Raw genomic sequence first — 16,476 nt, 5'->3', positions numbered from 1 at the left:
CGGGTTTTTCACCTTGGGTGCGGGCTACAACGCAGTATTTTTGTCGTCAAAAAACCCGATTTCTGGGTTGCCATGCGTCGAATTAAAAACTAAACTGAGTCCGCAAATTCCCCACAAAAATTGTCGGGTTGTTATCGAAATTATTAGCATTCCAGATCGCATAAAATGCCGGTACGAGCGAAATATTCTCGGTGACAGGCAAATAATAAGTGGCTTCAATTTCGTACTGGTTGCCACCATTTCCCCCGCCCGAAACCAGAAACCTCCGACCGCCAGTAATGTCAAAAGGTACTAAAAATGAGGCTGTAAACACAGCTCCTTTTTTGAATAAATCAGGAAGTGCAAATCCTAACATATAAGATTGAGTTTTGATCGTGCCGTCGGGTCGGTCAGTCTTGGGAAATATATTGGTTTCGGCGTAGCCGTAGCGGCCGAAAAGACCGAAACGGCGGCTGAGCGACCAATCGAAATTAAAGCTATAAGTATTGGCAGTAGCATTGCCGAGACGGCCACCGAAACCGTCATCTGCCAAACCGTTAAGGGGCCTGCCATTCGGTGCTCCGATTAGCCCGCCAATTTGCTGGATGTTGGAACGGCTGTACAAAAACCGCAAATTTGCCCGATCGCTCGGACTGAATGTTAGTTCGGCGGTACTCGTATTTGTCCCACCAAACAAGCCTTGAGACGGATTGGAAGCGGAATTAAACACCGAACTGGGCAAAAATTCCATACTCTCGCCCAAATAGCCTAAACGCAGTTTCAATCGGCGGCTGATATCCCACAAAGCCAAAGCACCTGCGCCGCGTTTGGTAGCAGTTAACAAAGTGCTATTGTTAGAATTAAAACTGCTCGCACCGTCCACGAAAAAGCTAAAATTATTGTTGTCAAAGTAGCGGTAGAAATTAATTCTGGGGCCGATTACTAATTGCAACCTGTTGCTAACCGGGAACTGATAATAAAGTTCTCGCAGGATAACTTCATTGGGATTCACCCCAGCAGTCTGGTCGAGAAAAGGAGTGCCAAAGGTATTAAAAAGACCCGGAGAAGTATACTGATTTGCTGGTGAATTTCCGTTACCTACAGCTAGCTGTGTAACCAATTGGTCTTTGCCTGTAAAAGAAGTAGTGAGGGTTAACCAAATTAAGTGGCTGAAAGCAATTTCTGGGTCGTCCACTCTCTGCACGATCGGTCTGTTGGTGACAGGATCGCGTCCGGCTACTCGATCGAGCGGAGCAGCATTTCCATTTGTTGCTTCAACTCTGACTCCCTTGCCCGCAAAAGCTCCACTCAGGTTAAACCAAGCAAATCCGTTGAGTTTAGTCGTAGTTGAAAATTGGTTGGCTTCCAATTCGGCAGTGCGGGCTTCTAAAGCATCTACTCGACCGCGCAATGTAGCTAATTCTGCCGCAAATTCTTCTTGCAATCTTTGCAAAGCCAGTAAATCTTCTCGCTTGACTAGATTACCAGTAGAACCGCCAAGTTGTTTGGTAATTTGGTCTAAGCAAGCGTTTAATCCGGCGGCGAATTCATACCGAGTCATTGCTCGATTGCCTCGGAATGTGCCGTCTGGATATCCCGCAATGCAGCCGTATCTTTCTACTAGGGATTGCAAGGCTTGAAAAGCCCAATCTGTCGGCCGCACGTCGGAGAGTTGGGAAACAGAAGTGACTTGTGCTGCGTCTTCTTGTATGCTGAGGTCATCAGCGGTGCCCGTCTCGCTGCTGATGTCGGCAACTTTGCTGGCTTCAGCAACTTGTTGAGACTGAGGAGAGTTTGCAATTTCTAACTTCTGTGGAGGCAATTCGCGAATTGCCTCCGTTATTTCTGGGGTGGTTGTTGCACGATCGACTGTGGCTATATCTTGTTTGGGTAAAGCACGATTCACCCATGCTATATCTGTTTGAGGTAAAGCACGATCGACTGTTGCTGCATCTGTTTGGGGTAAAGCGCGATCGACTGTGGCTATATCTGTTTGGGGTAAAGCGCTATTTACCCATGCTGCATCTGTGTCGGGTAAAGCACGATTCACCCATGCTATATCTGTTTGAGGTAAAGCACGATCGACTGTTGCTGCATCTGTGTCGGGTAAAGCACGATCGACTGCTGAGTTAGTCTCTGCGGTAATCGCCGCTAACTGCGGTATCTCAATCTTACCTGCTGCCAGCGCTGCGTCTGGGGTAGCCGTAGGGACGGCACTCGCTTCTAGCGCAACTTCTGGAGTTGAGGTATCCTGAATTTGAGCTGTTGCGGAGATCGGCCCCAAAGGCACTGCCGCACCAGAAATCAAGAAAGACAGCCAAAAAGCTTTAACCGAGGTTGCATTATTCACCATAAAACTCACACCACTTGTTGAAAATTAAATCTGGCCAAGCTTAACCGATAAGCTTGCTTATAAATGTATTTTTTTTAACAAATTCTTATAAATAGTTAAAACTATTTTAGGAAGCGAGCGATTCCCAATCACTAATCACTGATGACTACTGACTCCTGACTAATTCCCCAAATGAAGTTTTTATTAGTTACAGATTTAGACAACACGCTAGTCGGAGATGACGAAGCAACTCAAGTTTTAAACCAGCGCTTGCAATCAAAATTGCGATCGCAAATTTGTTTGGTTTACGCTACCGGGCGTTCTTATGCTTCAACTTGCGAATTAATTGCCCAAAAGCAACTGCTAGCACCCGACTATTTGATCGCAGGTGTAGGCAGCGAAATTTACAAAGACGGCATCCTCGATTTAGATTGGGCGGAATATCTTTCTCAAGGCTGGGATAAAATGGCGATCGCCTCTTTAGCGCAGCAGTTTTCCCAGCTTAAACCCCAATCCCCAAAAGAACAAAATCCTTGGAAAATCAGTTATAGTCTGGAACCAGCAGCAGAAAATAGCTCGACTGTCCAGGCTTTGCAGGAAAAGTTAACTGAATCGGGACTGCCAGCTCAAATCATTTTTAGCAGCAATAGTAATGTAGATATTTTACCACAAACTAGCAATAAAGGCAATGCCCTTACTTATTTACAAAAGCGCCTACAAATTCCCTCTGAGGCAACATTAGTTTGCGGTGATTCTGGCAATGATATCAGTATGTTTGAACAGGATGTCCGGGGAGTAATCGTCGCTAATGCTCTGTCAGAACTCTTAGAATGGCATCGCGAATGCGGCACTGAAAATCATTATTTAGCTGGTTATGCTTGCGCTTGGGGAATCATGGAAGGAATGGCATATTTTTGGGAATTTTGATTGCCAAAAATTCCCTTTGGTTTGTAGTGAGCAGTCAAGTCCTCAGTACAAACGCACCCAAAGCACCCCAAGTCCTGCAAACCGTTAAAATCTGTTCAGGAATCTCAACCGCGTATCGATCGAACCTGCGAGTTGCGATACCATCACCCTGTACTGCTTGATCAAAACTAATCGAACTTAACTTTAGTTACCTCAAGCGAGTTGAAGTTTATTTCCTCGCCTGTTGGGTGGAACTCACATCTTGCACCATTCTCAAGAAAAGGCTAATTGAGAATGGTGCAAGATGTGAGGTGGAACGTAGTGGAGGGAGTCGGCTATCCCAAGATAAGTCGCCTATTCCTCGATCGCCAAAGGTTCTATAGTTAAGTTGAGCGCCTAAACCTAAATTACTCTCTCTATAAAAACTTATCTTTCTAGATGAACAAGATGTAGGTTGAGTCAACTATTTGCCCCTTTAGTTCAGTTCGCCAACGCACCGCCACATGGAACAAAATACTTTACCCGTAGAGGTGATTCTCTCTCACCCCCGCCAATATTTAGGTAGCCTGCGGCTGGATTGGACGCCACAACCGGGGAACTATGTAGATTTAGAGGGACAAACCTACGCTGTTTTGGAACGCCACCACCGCTATCAACTCAAATCCGGCCGCTACCGACTGCAAAAAATTGCCCTGTACGTGCAGTCGGCCACACCGCCGACGGAAAGAACTTTTGTAAGCGGCATCTGGGTTATCGGAGATGCTAGCTGTCGCTTTAATGCTCGATCGGAAATTCTGCGCTGTGCTGTCAATCCCAATGGCCCGTGCAACGGCTGCTGCGATTACCAAAAGTCTTGAACCATCAAGTCAATCGATTTTAGATTTTAGATTTTAGATTTTAGATTTAAGCATTGACCCCACGGATAAATTCGGGGGCGCCTTTATCGGATACAGGTTTTTTATTTCACCGGTCCTGAGTCTGCTTTCGGAATGAATCCGGGGGCTTGTATCCTGGATGCTTTCGGTCAGTACACAATTCCACCTCGCCCAACCGAGAGAGCCGAGAATCTCGGCGTCTCCCTCAATTACAAGAAACTATTACAACCAACTAGCAACTCTGGAATCGAATTTAACTTCTTCAGGAACGCGGTAATCTATCTTCTGATAGCTGTGGAGCACGTCGCGAATGCCAGTATGAATCAAATTTTCTATGTGCAGCAACTGTTCTGAAGAACAGCGAACCTGAACTGTTTGGTTGGACACAGACTCGCCGGAGTCGATCGCAGTATATCTATTAGGAACTCGGCTGAGCACATAAGCAATTAAATCTTGTCTCAATCCCGAACACGAAAAAGCTTGTTGGTAGGGGTGCTTCGGATAAGACTCCAAGATTATTTCTACTTCCTCTGTGACTACAGCTAAGGTAATATTGACAAGATTTTTCTGCATTTTCCCTGTCCCCAAAGACTCGTTAACTAATATTTTTGTGGCCGTTCTCGCTCTCGTCTGATTTCTCATGAATTTTAACCCGCTAATACCGCCAATCGGTCTTCGGTCATCACCAGCTCGAACTCGGAACTTACCTCTTCTATAACCCGCAGCACGTAGCAGGGAATCTTGTCGGATAAAATAGCACTTGCCACCGTACCAGTGTGAATTTCTAAGACTGCTTCAGCAGGAGATTCAAACATCAGTCGCTGTCCCGGAAACATCACTCTTTCAAAGTACCAATTAGGAATGTTCCCAATCCGAACCACCTGAACTAGGTTGGTAACATTTGCGTAATAGCATAGAATCTGGTTGTTACCTTTATAAGATAGCTGATCGGACATTTAAAAAATCTCCACACTATTTCAAAAACTTACTGAGATTTGGCTTTGCCTGTTAGTGGCCATTGCGAGTTTGGCTCTTGATCAAACGACCGACTTATTTTTGGGGTGTTATTCGAGAGCGCGAATCACCTCTTCAGTTATTAATTTTTTTAGCATTGAGTTATCCTGCCAACACTGAGATGTCGGCCGCAGAATCCCCGTTTTTCCCGGTTAAAAAACCCGGTTTGTTTGGTATGCAGTGCGCCACTCCTGACTTATTTAGGTTAATTGTGCTGTGGCACGAGTTAATCGAAAGTACCGTCACTGCGCTGAACTCTCCTGACAACAGGTTGGCTCTTTGGCAGCGGAATGGTGCTGAGAGTGCGATCGACCTTGAGATCCAGAGCTAGGAGTAAACTTTATCTAAAAAATATGAGGAAATTATGAAGACCATCATTTTTTTTGATAAATATACTTTTGCTCAAGCAGGGATTACAACACTTAGGCAAAAACCGGGTTTTTTAGCCAAAAACTTGGCTGCATCTGTGCTCCGGGGTTAAAAAACCAGGTTTCTGAGGGAACTCGGCGTAAATCTTGGATTAGCAAGCTGAAACCGGGTTTTTTACCAAAAAACTTCGCTGCATCTGTGATCTCGGATTAAAAAAAATCGTTCTTGAGGCCCATCTGTGTAACTTCTGGAGGAGTTATTCTGCCTGTAAATATGGTATTAGCCGATCGGCTTTGCAGGTAACAAAAAACCCCGACTCCCTGAGATCATCTCTAGAACTTCTAGGGAATCAGAGTTTAAATTAACCAATCACCGATCCATCTCAAAGCTAAATCAAAAAAATGAGGAAATTATGAAAATAGCAGGAAAAACTAGAACTTTCCTGGACGCATAAACCCGGTTTAATAACATAATTGCGTGATTTTTGCAAGAATCAAGGGAATGAGAAAGGGGATTTTCGATCGTCATCCGGCTTTAATGCCCCTTTGATTCTGCCGTCGGGCTGGGCCGACTTTGTTTGTCTAGTAGCGGTTTCAAATGCCGAGTTTGATATCCTATCTGCGATCGCATTTTACCCAAGTTTAAAGCAACGGTTCCCAACCCAGAATTTCCGCCACTTGCTGTGCCAAACTCAAAGGATCGAAAGGCTTGGCAATCACCCCCGCTACCCCCAAATCAGCAAATTCGCTCAAATCCATCGCCTGCACCTTAGCCGTCAGGAAAATCACCGGAATCCCGCGAGTAGCCGCATTGTTTTGCAGCAAACCAAACAGAGTAAGTCCGTCCATATCCGGCATCATCACATCTAGCAGAATAGCGTCAGGGAGTTGAGTTTCAGCTAAAAGCAATCCTTGGCTGCCGTCGGGCGCGCTTAGTACCGTCCAGCCGCCTAAATGTTCCAGACACGCCTGAATCACGCTGCAGAGGTTTTTTTCATCATCGATTACCAGAATGCGCTTTGCTGACATAATTAAAACTCAAATTTTAAATTAATCATGGTAAACCGAAAAAAAACTTACGCACGCTGCCTCATCAACCGGGTTTCTTTACAGATATAGCAGAAGGAAGAAGCAATAAAATTAACAGTTTCAGCACTTAAAAACGTCCTAATCGTCGGGCGCGGTTGCTATATTATGCCGCTCACCTACTTAAACCGAGAACAGAAAAATCGATATATAGCCCTTGCAAACTCATTCTCCCCGCGTGCGTTGCGAGGAACGTTAGCTTTCGCGATGTCTTATGAAAGCAATCTCAAAACTCCAAACTTTTTCCCCCTTCGCCTTCCAACTGTGCGGGCACTGTGAAATAGAAACTGCTTCCTTCTGAGAGAACACTTTCGACCCAAATTCTGCCCCCGTGCTGCTGTACTATGCTGCGACAGATAGCCAAACCCAAACCCGTACCTCCTTTTTGGCGGGAGTCAGAAGCATCCACCTGTTGAAACCGTCCAAAGATAGTTTCTAGTTTATCAGCAGGAATCCCCCGCCCTCGATCTTTGACTTCAAATAAAACCCGTGAAGCGTAGCTATCCCGTAGGGAATCGCCCAAATCTTCAACCCTGACAGTTACTGTACTCCCTGGAGCCGAGAATTTAATCGCATTGCTCAACAAATTTACCAGGAGTTGAACGATTCTGTCGGGGTCAGCCCAAATTTTTGCTGTTTGGGGCAAAATCGACAAATCAATGTTATTTTCAGCAGCCAAAGAAAGTACAGATTCTGCAGACTTCCGCATCAAAACCTGGGCATCGCACCACTGCTTGACGAGGATAACTTGGCTTGATTCGAGCCGCTCTAAGTCTAGAATATCGTTTACCAAACGCACTAACCGTTCGGTATCGCTCGAAGCGATTTCTAACATCTGTTTGGCAGTTTCCGGTTTATTTTTTAGTACCCCAGCCGCCAGCAAACCTAAAGAACCGCGAATCGAGGCAAGCGGCGTTCTCAGTTCGTGGCTGACAATCGAAATAAACTCATTTTTCATTTTTTCAATTGCCCGACTTTCTGTGATATCTGTGACTGTGCCGACGTGACCAATTAGTTGATCTCTGTCGGAAAAAATCGGAGCTGTTTTAAGCCGACAAAACCGGATGGTTCCGTCTCGCTGGATGTGGCGGAATTCGCAGGAAAATTCCCCATCTAGCGATCGCGATTGGGGCCACTTAGACAGAATTAGTTTGAGGTCTTCGCGGTGAACAAACCGCATCCAGCCGTTTCCTAAAGCTGCTGCCGGTGTGAAGCCACCAATTGCTTGACAGCGAGGATTTGTATAGGTACATTTCCCCTCAGTATCGATTTTGAAAATACCCACGGGGGAACTCTCGCTCAGAGAGCGAAATAAAGCTTCGCTTTCCCGGAGTTCTGCTTGAGAGCTTTCTAGTTCTCTGGTTCGCTGCAAAACTCGCATTTCTAACTGTTCGTTGAGCTGTTGGAGGGCGGCTTCAGCAAATTTGCGATCGCTAATATCCCGGTGCACTGATACCCAGTGGGTAAACTCACCATTTTTGTCCGCTATGGGGACAATGCTCATTTCTACCCAAAATTCCGTCCCGTCTTTGCGGTAATTGATCGAGTCAACCCGCACCGGCTGCCAGGTTTTCAAAGCTGTCCGAACTCGATGGAGACTGGCGCGATCTGTTTTTTGTCCTTGCAAGATGCGCGGCGTTTTGCCCACAACTTCTTCTAGCGTATAGCCGGTCATCCGCGTGAAAGCTGGGTTGACATAAAGAATTCGCGGGCCCGGTTCCTCAATCGGTTCAGCTTCGGTAATTAACACGGCGTCGTTAGTGGTGGTGACTACTAATTCCAACAGGCGCAACTGTAATTCTCTAGCTTTGCGATCGGTAATTTCTGTAACTGTTCCCACCATCCGCACTGCATCGCCGGCTTCGTTGTAAAAAAACTTACCTTTCCCCTCCATCCAGTGAATGCTGCCGTCGGGCCAAACCACGCGGATTTCGTGACAGAAATCTCCTCGGTGGGCGATCGCCTGATTTATAGCATTCTCCATACTTTTTAAATCTTCTGGGTGAACGCAAGCTGCAAAACTTTGATAAGTTCCGGCAAAAGTGCCCGGGATCAACCCAAACAACTCTTCGTGTTCCCTCGACCAAACTATGCGATTTTTCTGCACGTCCCAGTCCCAAAATCCAATTTTGGTAGCCGACAAAGCTAAGCTGAGTTGCTCATTGGTTTTCCGCAACTCAATGCTAGTAATAGCAACTCGAAGTTCTCGGGCTATTTCGATTTCGCACGGCTGCCAAGGCAAAGATTTTGACCTCACAGTTTCTTGCCACAACTCAAAGGAAATGCGAGGAGACATCAATCGGCTGCCATCCGCTTTAAGTTCAATTTGCCCCTCTGGTGGACCTGCCCAGTTGACAGTTTGAAGTGCTTCGGGACGGAACCACAAAATGTAATAATTTTGCATCTCGGACATGGCAAGTACCAGCAAACCGCTAGCAACTTCTTTAAACTTCTCGGCGGGCGGATACAGTTTTGAGAGAGAATCTGTATAAAAAACCTCATTATTTATTTGAGTTTTTATCCAAGCAATTAAGTTTTCGATTTCTACCAATTCCGGGGTTTGCCCGATGGTTGTTAAACTTTCATTTGCACACACAACTCCACCAGTAGCACCCACTAAAGCCAGCAATTCATCTCGGTATGTTAGTAAACCTTCTACAAAGCAGTTTTTTTGATAAATTTCCGTAATAAATTTTTGGCAAAGTGCTTTTAAATAAATTGCATATTCCCGGTCTTCGCTATCTTTTTTGTAGCTGAGTTCTAGATTTACAAACTTGGCTAGCAGTTCGCAAGCGGTTCTTGTTTCGTAGTTGACATACTTTCGTGTTGGGTGGTGACAGGCGATCAATCCCCAGAGTTTTTTATCTTTGATTAATGTCACTGTCATGCTAGCGGCAACGTTCATATTTTTGAGATATTGAACGTGGCAAGGCGAAACTGTTCTCAACAAAGAGCCACCCATATCTAAAGGGCGACCCGTCAGCGGATTGCAGTGAGGAATTAGTTCTACAGGCTGACAGTTAATATCGGGAATAAACCGAATTAAATTCATGTGGAAGAGGTTTCTTGCCTGGGCGGGGATATCGGTAGCCGGATAGTGCAGTCCCAATAAAGGAGCCAAACTTTCTACTTTGTCTTCGGCTACAACTTGTCCCGCCCCGGTGGCATCAAATTGATAGACGATCGCTCGATCGAAACCGATGATCCTCCGCACTTCTTCAACTGCTGTCTGACACAGCACTTGCAGGTTTGGTGTTTTGTGGATTTTGTCGATCGGCTCTTGGACTAAATTATAACAATTGAAACAATCGCTCGTTTTTGGGGAAACCACCGACTCTAGTTCAACAATTAATGCTGAATTTGATTGATGTAGCGTCCCCTCAAAAAAAGACTGGCGGTCTTGACTTTTGAATGATAATCTGATACCGTTACGTTGTTGGTCGTTTTCAAATAAAGCTTTTTCAATAGCCTCAATTTCCTCAGTCTCGACAAATTCCTCTAAAAATTTATCCAAAAGTTGTTCGGGGTAAAGGCCCATCGCCTCAAAAGTATTGTTGCTAACTTGCAAAATTTTCAACGCCGGAGATTCCAGCACCAAAAGGATGCCGTGAGGTTGAATGGAACCCGGGGCGTAAATTAGTTCGCAGTCGCTGTTATTGAGAGTGCCTGTGTCTGAGGACAATACCATTGCTTTCATCTGATTAATACTTCTCTAAATTAGCCTGTGTTCTCGATCGGCGGGCAAGCATCAATCAACAGCACCGCGTCGCAATCACACAATCTAACAATCCCCAGTCTTGGCTAAGGCTTCCTGAGTTGTTTCGGACACGCACTGCATATTTGCTCCTAGTTATCCCATTAAAAAAAAAGAATACAAGTGTAGGTACGCGATCGAAACCCATATCTCATCAGTCATTCCCACTTCTTCAATTCTTTAATTCTTTAATTTTTTAAATCTAAAATGGGATTAGCGCTGTGCCTGAGCCAGTCTGTTTCTCAGTTGAGTCCGCTCCAAACGATTCAGGAGGCGAGCAATCAATTCCGGTTTCACGATCGGCTTGTTCACGTAGTCGTCAGCACCTGCGACAAACATTTGGCGCACTATTTCCGATTCGGAATGAGCTGTCAAAAATAGCACGGGGAGCTTGCTCCAGCGCAAATCGTTGCGAACTGCCAAACACAGCTCGATACCGCTGTAACCGGGCATCTCCACATCTAAAATTAGCAAATCGGGACAAGTCGTTTCGAGTACCTCCCAGAACTTTTCGGGATCGTCCAATGTTGTTACTTGAAATCCCCAAGGTTTTAGAATCACTTGCAGTGCAGCCAATAGATGCACGTCATCGTCTACCACCATAACTTTAGCTTCAGCAGGGCCGGTCTGGTCGAGAACTTGGGCGACTGCTTTGAGTATATCTGCTGGGGGCATAGATTTGTGTAAAAAGCCCGAAGCTCCCAAACGAGCAACTTCTATTCGATCGCTCAATTGATTGTGCCCGCTAAAAACCATCACCGGAATTTCGGGTTTTTCACGGAGGAGTTCGGCTAGGAGAGAAAGTCCGTTTTCCTGAGCTTTGGAAAATGTCAAATCCAGCAAAATCGCGTCGGGAGGCTGTTGAGAAATCGCATTTCTTGCCGCTTGCGGAGAGTTGGCGACTTCTATCTGGAAGCCGGAACCGGATGCTACTGTTTTGAGTCGATCGCTCCCAAAATTATCATCCTCAACAATCAGCATTCGGCGCTTTTGGGAAACCGCAGGAACCAAATCGCCTTCTGGTTCGGGCGACGGGCGATCGAATATCTGTTTGATCTGATGCAGAAAGCCTTCAATCTGCTGAGCCGTATCCGGTTTCCAGATGTTTTCAGGCTTGAACAAATGTTCTATCTGGCGCGCAACTTCCGAACCTTTCGGCAGCCCTAACGTTCCCAAAGAACCGACTAATTTGTGAGCTTGAGCCTGGGCTTCCTCGCGCACTTCGCCCTCCAAGCTTCCGTTTTTCAGTTGAGCGATCGCGCGATCGAATATCGCCACCTTTTCTATAAAATTAGCTTTTAAATTTTCCCGCATTTGGGCAATCGCATTCAAGACTTTGAGACGGCGCTCGTCTTTGTTTAATTCCTGGCTCGACTCGCTGGATTCAGGAGATAAAGTCTCTTGAGTCTTAGCAGTTTCTGCCGTTTCCTGCCCAACTTGTTGGCTCTCAATCTCCTCCGGCAGACTTTTGAGCCGATAGCCCAATCCGTACACTGTTTCCACTAAATCTACTGTCATCCCGGCTGCTTTCAGCTTCTGCCGCAGCCCCTTGATGTGAGCGGTAACGGCTTCTTCTTGAGGAAATTCGCCGGCCGACCAAATGCGATCGAGGATGGCGCTGCGACTGAAAATGCGCCGAGGATTTCTCAGGAAAAGTTCTAGCAAATTGTACTCTTTGGGAGTCAAGTGCAGCACTTTTTCGGCATAAGTTACTTCCGTAGTGTCCGGGTTGACTTGCAGTTTTTCCCATGTTAAATTTGTACTCGACAAAGTTGCCTTACCCCGGCGCAGCAAAGCCCGAATTCGAGCGATTAATTCTTCGAGATTAAAGGGTTTGACCACATAATCGTCTGCACCAGCCTCTAAACCTTGGACTCGATCGTTGCTGCTATCTAGCGCTGTCAGCAGTAAAATCGGCATTTGGCAGCCGGACGATCGCAATTTCCGACACAAACTAATGCCGTCGAGTTTAGGAATCAGCACATCCAAAACAATCAGGTCGTAATCGTATGCCTGCACCAAATGCAACGCTGTTTCACCGTCGGCAGCCGCATTCACATTGTAATTGTGAGAGTTCAGCGCTTGAGTCAGCAAACTGACTGTAACTGTGTCATCTTCTACCAGGAGAATTTTCATAAGCGTAACCTGTTATTTAAGCTCTATTTGTGACTTGTTATCGAATTATTGGGATGGTTAAATAGGCTTAATCCTAGTTAATTTTAATTTTTCCCACCCTAAGTCTAACAAATAGTATTCGGGAAATAGTGAAAGGGTAAATTATTATTTGTTTTTTTTAACCTCTCCCTATGTTTTACCGGATTATTCCTGGAATCTTAGGGCTTTTTGGACTTCAGCGCCTGCTGAATTTTTTGAATCAGATATTGCGATGAATCTTGATGCTTAACCAAGTCTTCCAACTCGGAAACCGCGACTTCAGCCTGTTCTATCTCTTTAACTAAAGAATCAGCGGTAACACTGTTTATAACTCCCAAAGGTTCTTTGATAACGGTCTGTGAAGTGAAATCTTTTTCCGCTATTAATTCCTCCAACTCTAACAGGGCCATTTCTGCGCGATCGATCTTGATAGTCACGGATTTAGCCACATTAGCACCCGCTCTTGCTGCCTCCGTGAGTTCGTGAACTCGAAGTTTAAACCGGCTGGCAATTTGCTCCATTTGAGTCCCCAATTCAAAAGTTTTACTTGCCAGTCTGCCAATTTCTAGACTCACTTTGCTCAGACCGCTGGGCTGACTTCCCATTTGATTGGTAACTACAGCCACCTGTACTGCTAAATGCCTGACTTGTTCGATCGCCTCCCGGATGGTTCGGGAAGTGCGGTTAACCGTTTCTAAATCATTAGCTATTGCTTTGCCCACGCCCAAAATTTTATCTGTATTGTTGCAAATAGAATTAGCACCTTGAAAAGTAGCTTGAAATGCTTGGCGACCTTCGGAAGAAATCAGTTTCGCAATCCTCACAAATCGCTGATTCATTTGAGCAATTTCTTCAGCTTGTTTAACCAGTGCCATTTGCTGGGAACTGGGATTAATCTGCAACTTTTCTGTTTGACGTTGTTGGATTTTTAAAAGCTCCTTACATTCGTGAACATTAGCCTGTTCTTGTTGAAGTAGTGCCAAATACTTGTGTCTTTCTATTCGATATTTTTGGATAACTTTGTTAGCTTGCGCTAACAGCTTCGACTGGGCAATCACCAGAGTATGAACGTCCAAAAGGCGGTGGTTTTGGTTTTCCATTACCACAATAATGGGTTCATAAATCAAGTCTTTGTGCCTGTTGAAAGAGGCTTGGACAGCATCGTCAACTTTCCAGTTTTCCGAAAGCAGCAAAGGCGGAATTCTAATAAAATCTAACAAGGCTCGAATCGGGTGTGATCCGTAAAGCTCTACGCGATCGGGAAAACTCATTTGCTCTCGAAATTTGACGCGAGAAATCATGCCCAATACCTGTGATTCATGAGTAATAATGACTCCCGGCAGGTCTGGTTCTTGCTCAAATCTTTCAGCCACTACCTGTCCTAGAGTTGCAGCGCTCACTTGGAAGTCGTGACACGGCAGATGTCCGATCGTGAAATCGGGGGTGAGTTGAGTTGGATTGCTCATTTACCCGGATAGTGTTAAGTACAAGTTAACAAATTATATATTAATATTATACTGGAATAAGATTGTTGAAAGTAGTCAACGACCCAGCACGGAAGTGAGTGGGCTTGGGGCCTAAAACTTCATTTTCAGTTGACCAGCCTGAGACCTTTGATGTCTAGGTTTTTTGAGTAATGACACCAAGCGGATGCGTAGCTAGTCCCCTGTTCTGTCGTTAAGGGTTAAACATTTTTATTTGGGTTAAGGACGTGCCATTAGGCGAATCAGCTCAGAAAACAAAGGCGCGTGCTAACTTCACCCCAGCAATGGGAGTGGAATTGCTTAGTTTCCATCAACAACCCGGTTCACAAACACAACCAGAGGCGATCGATTATACAGCCGTATCCCTTCCCCCCGTTTCATCCTACCGCTTTCGCGCTCGTAAAGCGCTGGAGCGGGAGTCACTCGCCCAGAAGAAAGATGACAACTATAGGGAGAAATTAGCTCTCTGACCCCGAGGTCTTCTATTACCTACTTTCTGACAACAGGGACATTCATATTTTGTTCTTTAAAACAACCGGGAAAATATCTAGATTGAATCCCCAACGATAAATGATATTATTTTGGTGGCTAGCAACAAGCGCTGCACACAGCACGCGGGATGCTAGCCTCCCCCATCCCTACCAGGGATTGAAACCGTAAAAACTGCATAATTCTACTTTGAGACTACCCCACATAAAACCCTATTAGGGATTAAAACTATATGTAGTGTGGCAAGGAAGCTGCATCAACACCACATATAGCGCTTGTTTCAATACTTTACAGTCAGCGACAAAGATTTTACGCCCAATTCTGCGATCGATGCCATTCGATCGCAAAAACGCCGCCAGCCTTCCCAGTTTCGCAAAACTACACACCCCGCGCTACCGGGATAATTGGCATCAAAGTGCAGCCCTAGTTCAGCACGGATGCCATTGCCATGCTCAGACACTACCGGGTCGGGCGTGATATGGAAAAAATCGCCCTCTACACCGCGAGTTTCGAGATAATACGGCTCGCTGGGTATTTCATACTCGCCCGCAGGAATAGGCCCTTTCCCCCTTACCCATTGATCACCGGGTCGCTGATAATCCGCGCAGCCAGAAGTAGCTACATAGTCGATCGCCCGACCGTCTGGGTAAACTAGCTGCAAATTTCCATAAATTAGCTCTGAAGATTGAGCTAAACCCATTGTAAAAATTAACTGATGTTGTGTCATTTGATTAATTTCTTAATTAGAATTTTGGCGACAAAGTGTCGCTACTTTAGTGCGACTAACTCCAGAAAGTGTTGCAATCTGTGAATAGCTTTTGCCTTGTGTCCGCAATTGATGCACAAGGACGATCGCACTTTCGGATAATCGCGGTCGTCCAAATTTTCGGCCTTTAGCCTTTGCAGATGCAATGCCCGACTTTACCCGCTCCCGAATCAAGTCGCGTTCAAACTCAGCAATTGCCGAAAGTATAGCCGCCATCAACTTACCCTGGGGTGTGTTGAGGTCTAAGCTAATCCCCGATAAAGTGACTAAGCTAATCCCCCAGGCGTTCAAATCTTGCAGCGTGCCGAGCAAATCCATCGTACTCCGACTCCATCGGCTAGCTTCGGTTACGAGCACCGCCGACATTTTCCGAGCTTGTGCCGCCGCCATGATTTTTTTTCGCTCCGGGCGATCGGCTTTTGCGCCGCTGGCAGTCTCGCGAACTACTTCGGTAATTTCATAGCCAGCGCGATAAGCAAACTCTCTTAAATCCCGTTCTTGCCGATCGCAATTCTGATCGTCTGTCGATACCCGGCAGTAAGCAATCGCTCGTATCAAATAAACCTCCAAATTAAAATAACTAAAACCCTGATAAAGTCGAGGTTAAATTTAAAAAATTTGCCGTATCAATTAAGAGTTGCTTTCTGATACGCTTGCAGTTCGCTTTCCTCACACAACCGTTTTATAATTTTGTCTAGTAACTGCCCCATTGTTACGTTTTGTCGTATTGCTTCAATCCTTAGATAATTTTTAGTAAATTCGTTAACCTCGGTTTGCAACCTGACGTTGCCAGTAATAACATCACCGCCGATACTAACTTCAGTATTCTGAGTCATGAACTTTCTAATAAGCTTGCTACTTTTATTCTAGTCTACTCTTTTAGACAGAATAGTGACAAGCATTTTTAACCTAAAGTTACTTTTCCACTGTAGCTCCGACTGTAGTTCCGTAAGTAAAATGCCAAATAAACACCATAAAAATTAGTGTTTCCTTCATTAAAACAAGCAATTTATTTGTAAACTATTACATTTCGCGTAACTAATGGAATAGGCTTTTTCAAGAGTGGCAATTGCAAAACGGCAGAGTAAAAGTAACAATCAATTACAGGACGCTCAGAATCTAATTTAACTTTCTTGCCTAATACTGTAGTAGTATCGGCTTTTTTTGTAAATTGACTTTTATTTGTTTTGCTACTTAAATTAAATCCGTCTAAATCGGGTGTGGCGTCAAAAATTTGAAGCATAGAAGTAAATAGCTTGACTCCTTCTG

The 16,476-nt window shown here is 45.2% G+C and carries 15 protein-coding genes; 4 read left to right on the top strand and 11 right to left on the bottom strand.

Annotation, left to right across the window (positions count from 1 at the left end; all coding sequences use genetic code 11):
• Positions 1-82 precede the first annotated feature (82 nt).
• Positions 83-2,332, bottom strand: coding sequence for an iron uptake porin (locus QUB10_RS18785; RefSeq protein WP_333204472.1), 2,250 nt, complete (start codon positions 2,330-2,332; stop codon positions 83-85).
• A 171-nt stretch (positions 2,333-2,503) separates the two neighbouring features.
• Here QUB10_RS18785 and QUB10_RS18780 point away from each other — a divergent pair, with 171 nt between their 5' ends.
• Both QUB10_RS18780 and QUB10_RS18775 read left to right on the top strand, forming a co-directional pair.
• On the top strand, positions 2,504-3,238 hold the full coding sequence (locus QUB10_RS18780) for a sucrose-phosphate phosphatase (protein ID WP_333204470.1): 735 nt from the start codon (positions 2,504-2,506) through the stop codon (positions 3,236-3,238).
• Between the two features lie 482 nt (positions 3,239-3,720).
• The gene (locus tag QUB10_RS18775) at positions 3,721-4,074 is read left to right on the top strand and encodes a DUF6464 family protein (protein WP_333204468.1); all 354 of its coding nucleotides are present in this window, start codon (positions 3,721-3,723) and stop codon (positions 4,072-4,074) included.
• 240 nt (positions 4,075-4,314) lie between these two features.
• On the opposite strand, the gene QUB10_RS18770 is transcribed toward QUB10_RS18775, so the two are convergent.
• A complete protein-coding gene (locus QUB10_RS18770; protein ID WP_333204466.1) occupies positions 4,315-4,734 on the bottom strand; it encodes a late competence development ComFB family protein in 420 nt (139 codons plus the stop codon).
• Between the two features lie 5 nt (positions 4,735-4,739).
• On the bottom strand, positions 4,740-5,048 hold the full coding sequence (locus QUB10_RS18765; protein ID WP_333204464.1) for a DUF1830 domain-containing protein: 309 nt from the start codon (positions 5,046-5,048) through the stop codon (positions 4,740-4,742).
• Between the two features lie 179 nt (positions 5,049-5,227).
• On the opposite strand from QUB10_RS18765, the gene QUB10_RS18760 reads away from it, so the two are divergent.
• On the top strand, positions 5,228-5,437 hold the full coding sequence (locus tag QUB10_RS18760) for a hypothetical protein (RefSeq protein ID WP_333204462.1): 210 nt from the start codon (positions 5,228-5,230) through the stop codon (positions 5,435-5,437).
• A 679-nt stretch (positions 5,438-6,116) separates the two neighbouring features.
• Here QUB10_RS18760 and QUB10_RS18755 read toward each other — a convergent pair.
• The 4 genes from QUB10_RS18755 to QUB10_RS18740 form a co-directional block, all read right to left on the bottom strand.
• Positions 6,117-6,503, bottom strand: a complete 387-nt coding sequence (locus QUB10_RS18755; protein WP_333106528.1) for a response regulator — start codon at positions 6,501-6,503, stop codon at positions 6,117-6,119.
• A 283-nt stretch (positions 6,504-6,786) separates the two neighbouring features.
• Positions 6,787-10,257, bottom strand: a complete 3,471-nt coding sequence (locus QUB10_RS18750; protein WP_333204460.1) for a PAS domain S-box protein — start codon at positions 10,255-10,257, stop codon at positions 6,787-6,789.
• A gap of 270 nt (positions 10,258-10,527) precedes the next feature.
• On the bottom strand, positions 10,528-12,450 hold the full coding sequence (locus QUB10_RS18745; protein WP_333204458.1) for a response regulator: 1,923 nt from the start codon (positions 12,448-12,450) through the stop codon (positions 10,528-10,530).
• 197 nt (positions 12,451-12,647) lie between these two features.
• The gene (locus tag QUB10_RS18740) at positions 12,648-13,934 is read right to left on the bottom strand and encodes a chemotaxis protein (protein ID WP_333204456.1); all 1,287 of its coding nucleotides are present in this window, start codon (positions 13,932-13,934) and stop codon (positions 12,648-12,650) included.
• Positions 13,935-14,179: 245 nt separating this feature from the next.
• Between QUB10_RS18740 and QUB10_RS18735 the strand changes: the two genes are divergently transcribed.
• Positions 14,180-14,422, top strand: coding sequence for a hypothetical protein (locus tag QUB10_RS18735; RefSeq protein ID WP_333204454.1), 243 nt, complete (start codon positions 14,180-14,182; stop codon positions 14,420-14,422).
• A gap of 299 nt (positions 14,423-14,721) precedes the next feature.
• On the opposite strand, the gene QUB10_RS18730 is transcribed toward QUB10_RS18735, so the two are convergent.
• From QUB10_RS18730 to QUB10_RS18715, 4 genes are all read right to left on the bottom strand, one after another.
• Positions 14,722-15,168, bottom strand: a complete 447-nt coding sequence (locus QUB10_RS18730; RefSeq protein ID WP_333204452.1) for a hypothetical protein — start codon at positions 15,166-15,168, stop codon at positions 14,722-14,724.
• A gap of 12 nt (positions 15,169-15,180) precedes the next feature.
• The gene (locus tag QUB10_RS18725; protein WP_333204450.1) at positions 15,181-15,765 is read right to left on the bottom strand and encodes a recombinase family protein; all 585 of its coding nucleotides are present in this window, start codon (positions 15,763-15,765) and stop codon (positions 15,181-15,183) included.
• Positions 15,766-15,833: 68 nt separating this feature from the next.
• Entirely contained in the window at positions 15,834-16,043 is a 210-nt protein-coding gene (locus QUB10_RS18720; protein WP_333204448.1) for a hypothetical protein, read from the bottom strand.
• 173 nt (positions 16,044-16,216) lie between these two features.
• Positions 16,217-16,476, bottom strand: a 260-nt coding sequence (locus QUB10_RS18715; protein ID WP_333204447.1) for a hypothetical protein, incomplete at its 5' end; no start/stop codon positions are given.

Source organism: Microcoleus sp. B5-D4, assembly GCF_036705145.1.
In the GTDB taxonomy this organism is placed as follows: Bacteria; Cyanobacteriota; Cyanobacteriia; order Cyanobacteriales; family Microcoleaceae; genus Microcoleus.
The sequence above is the reverse complement of the archived record's forward strand: the minus strand, read 5'-3'. Positions and strand labels throughout refer to the sequence as shown.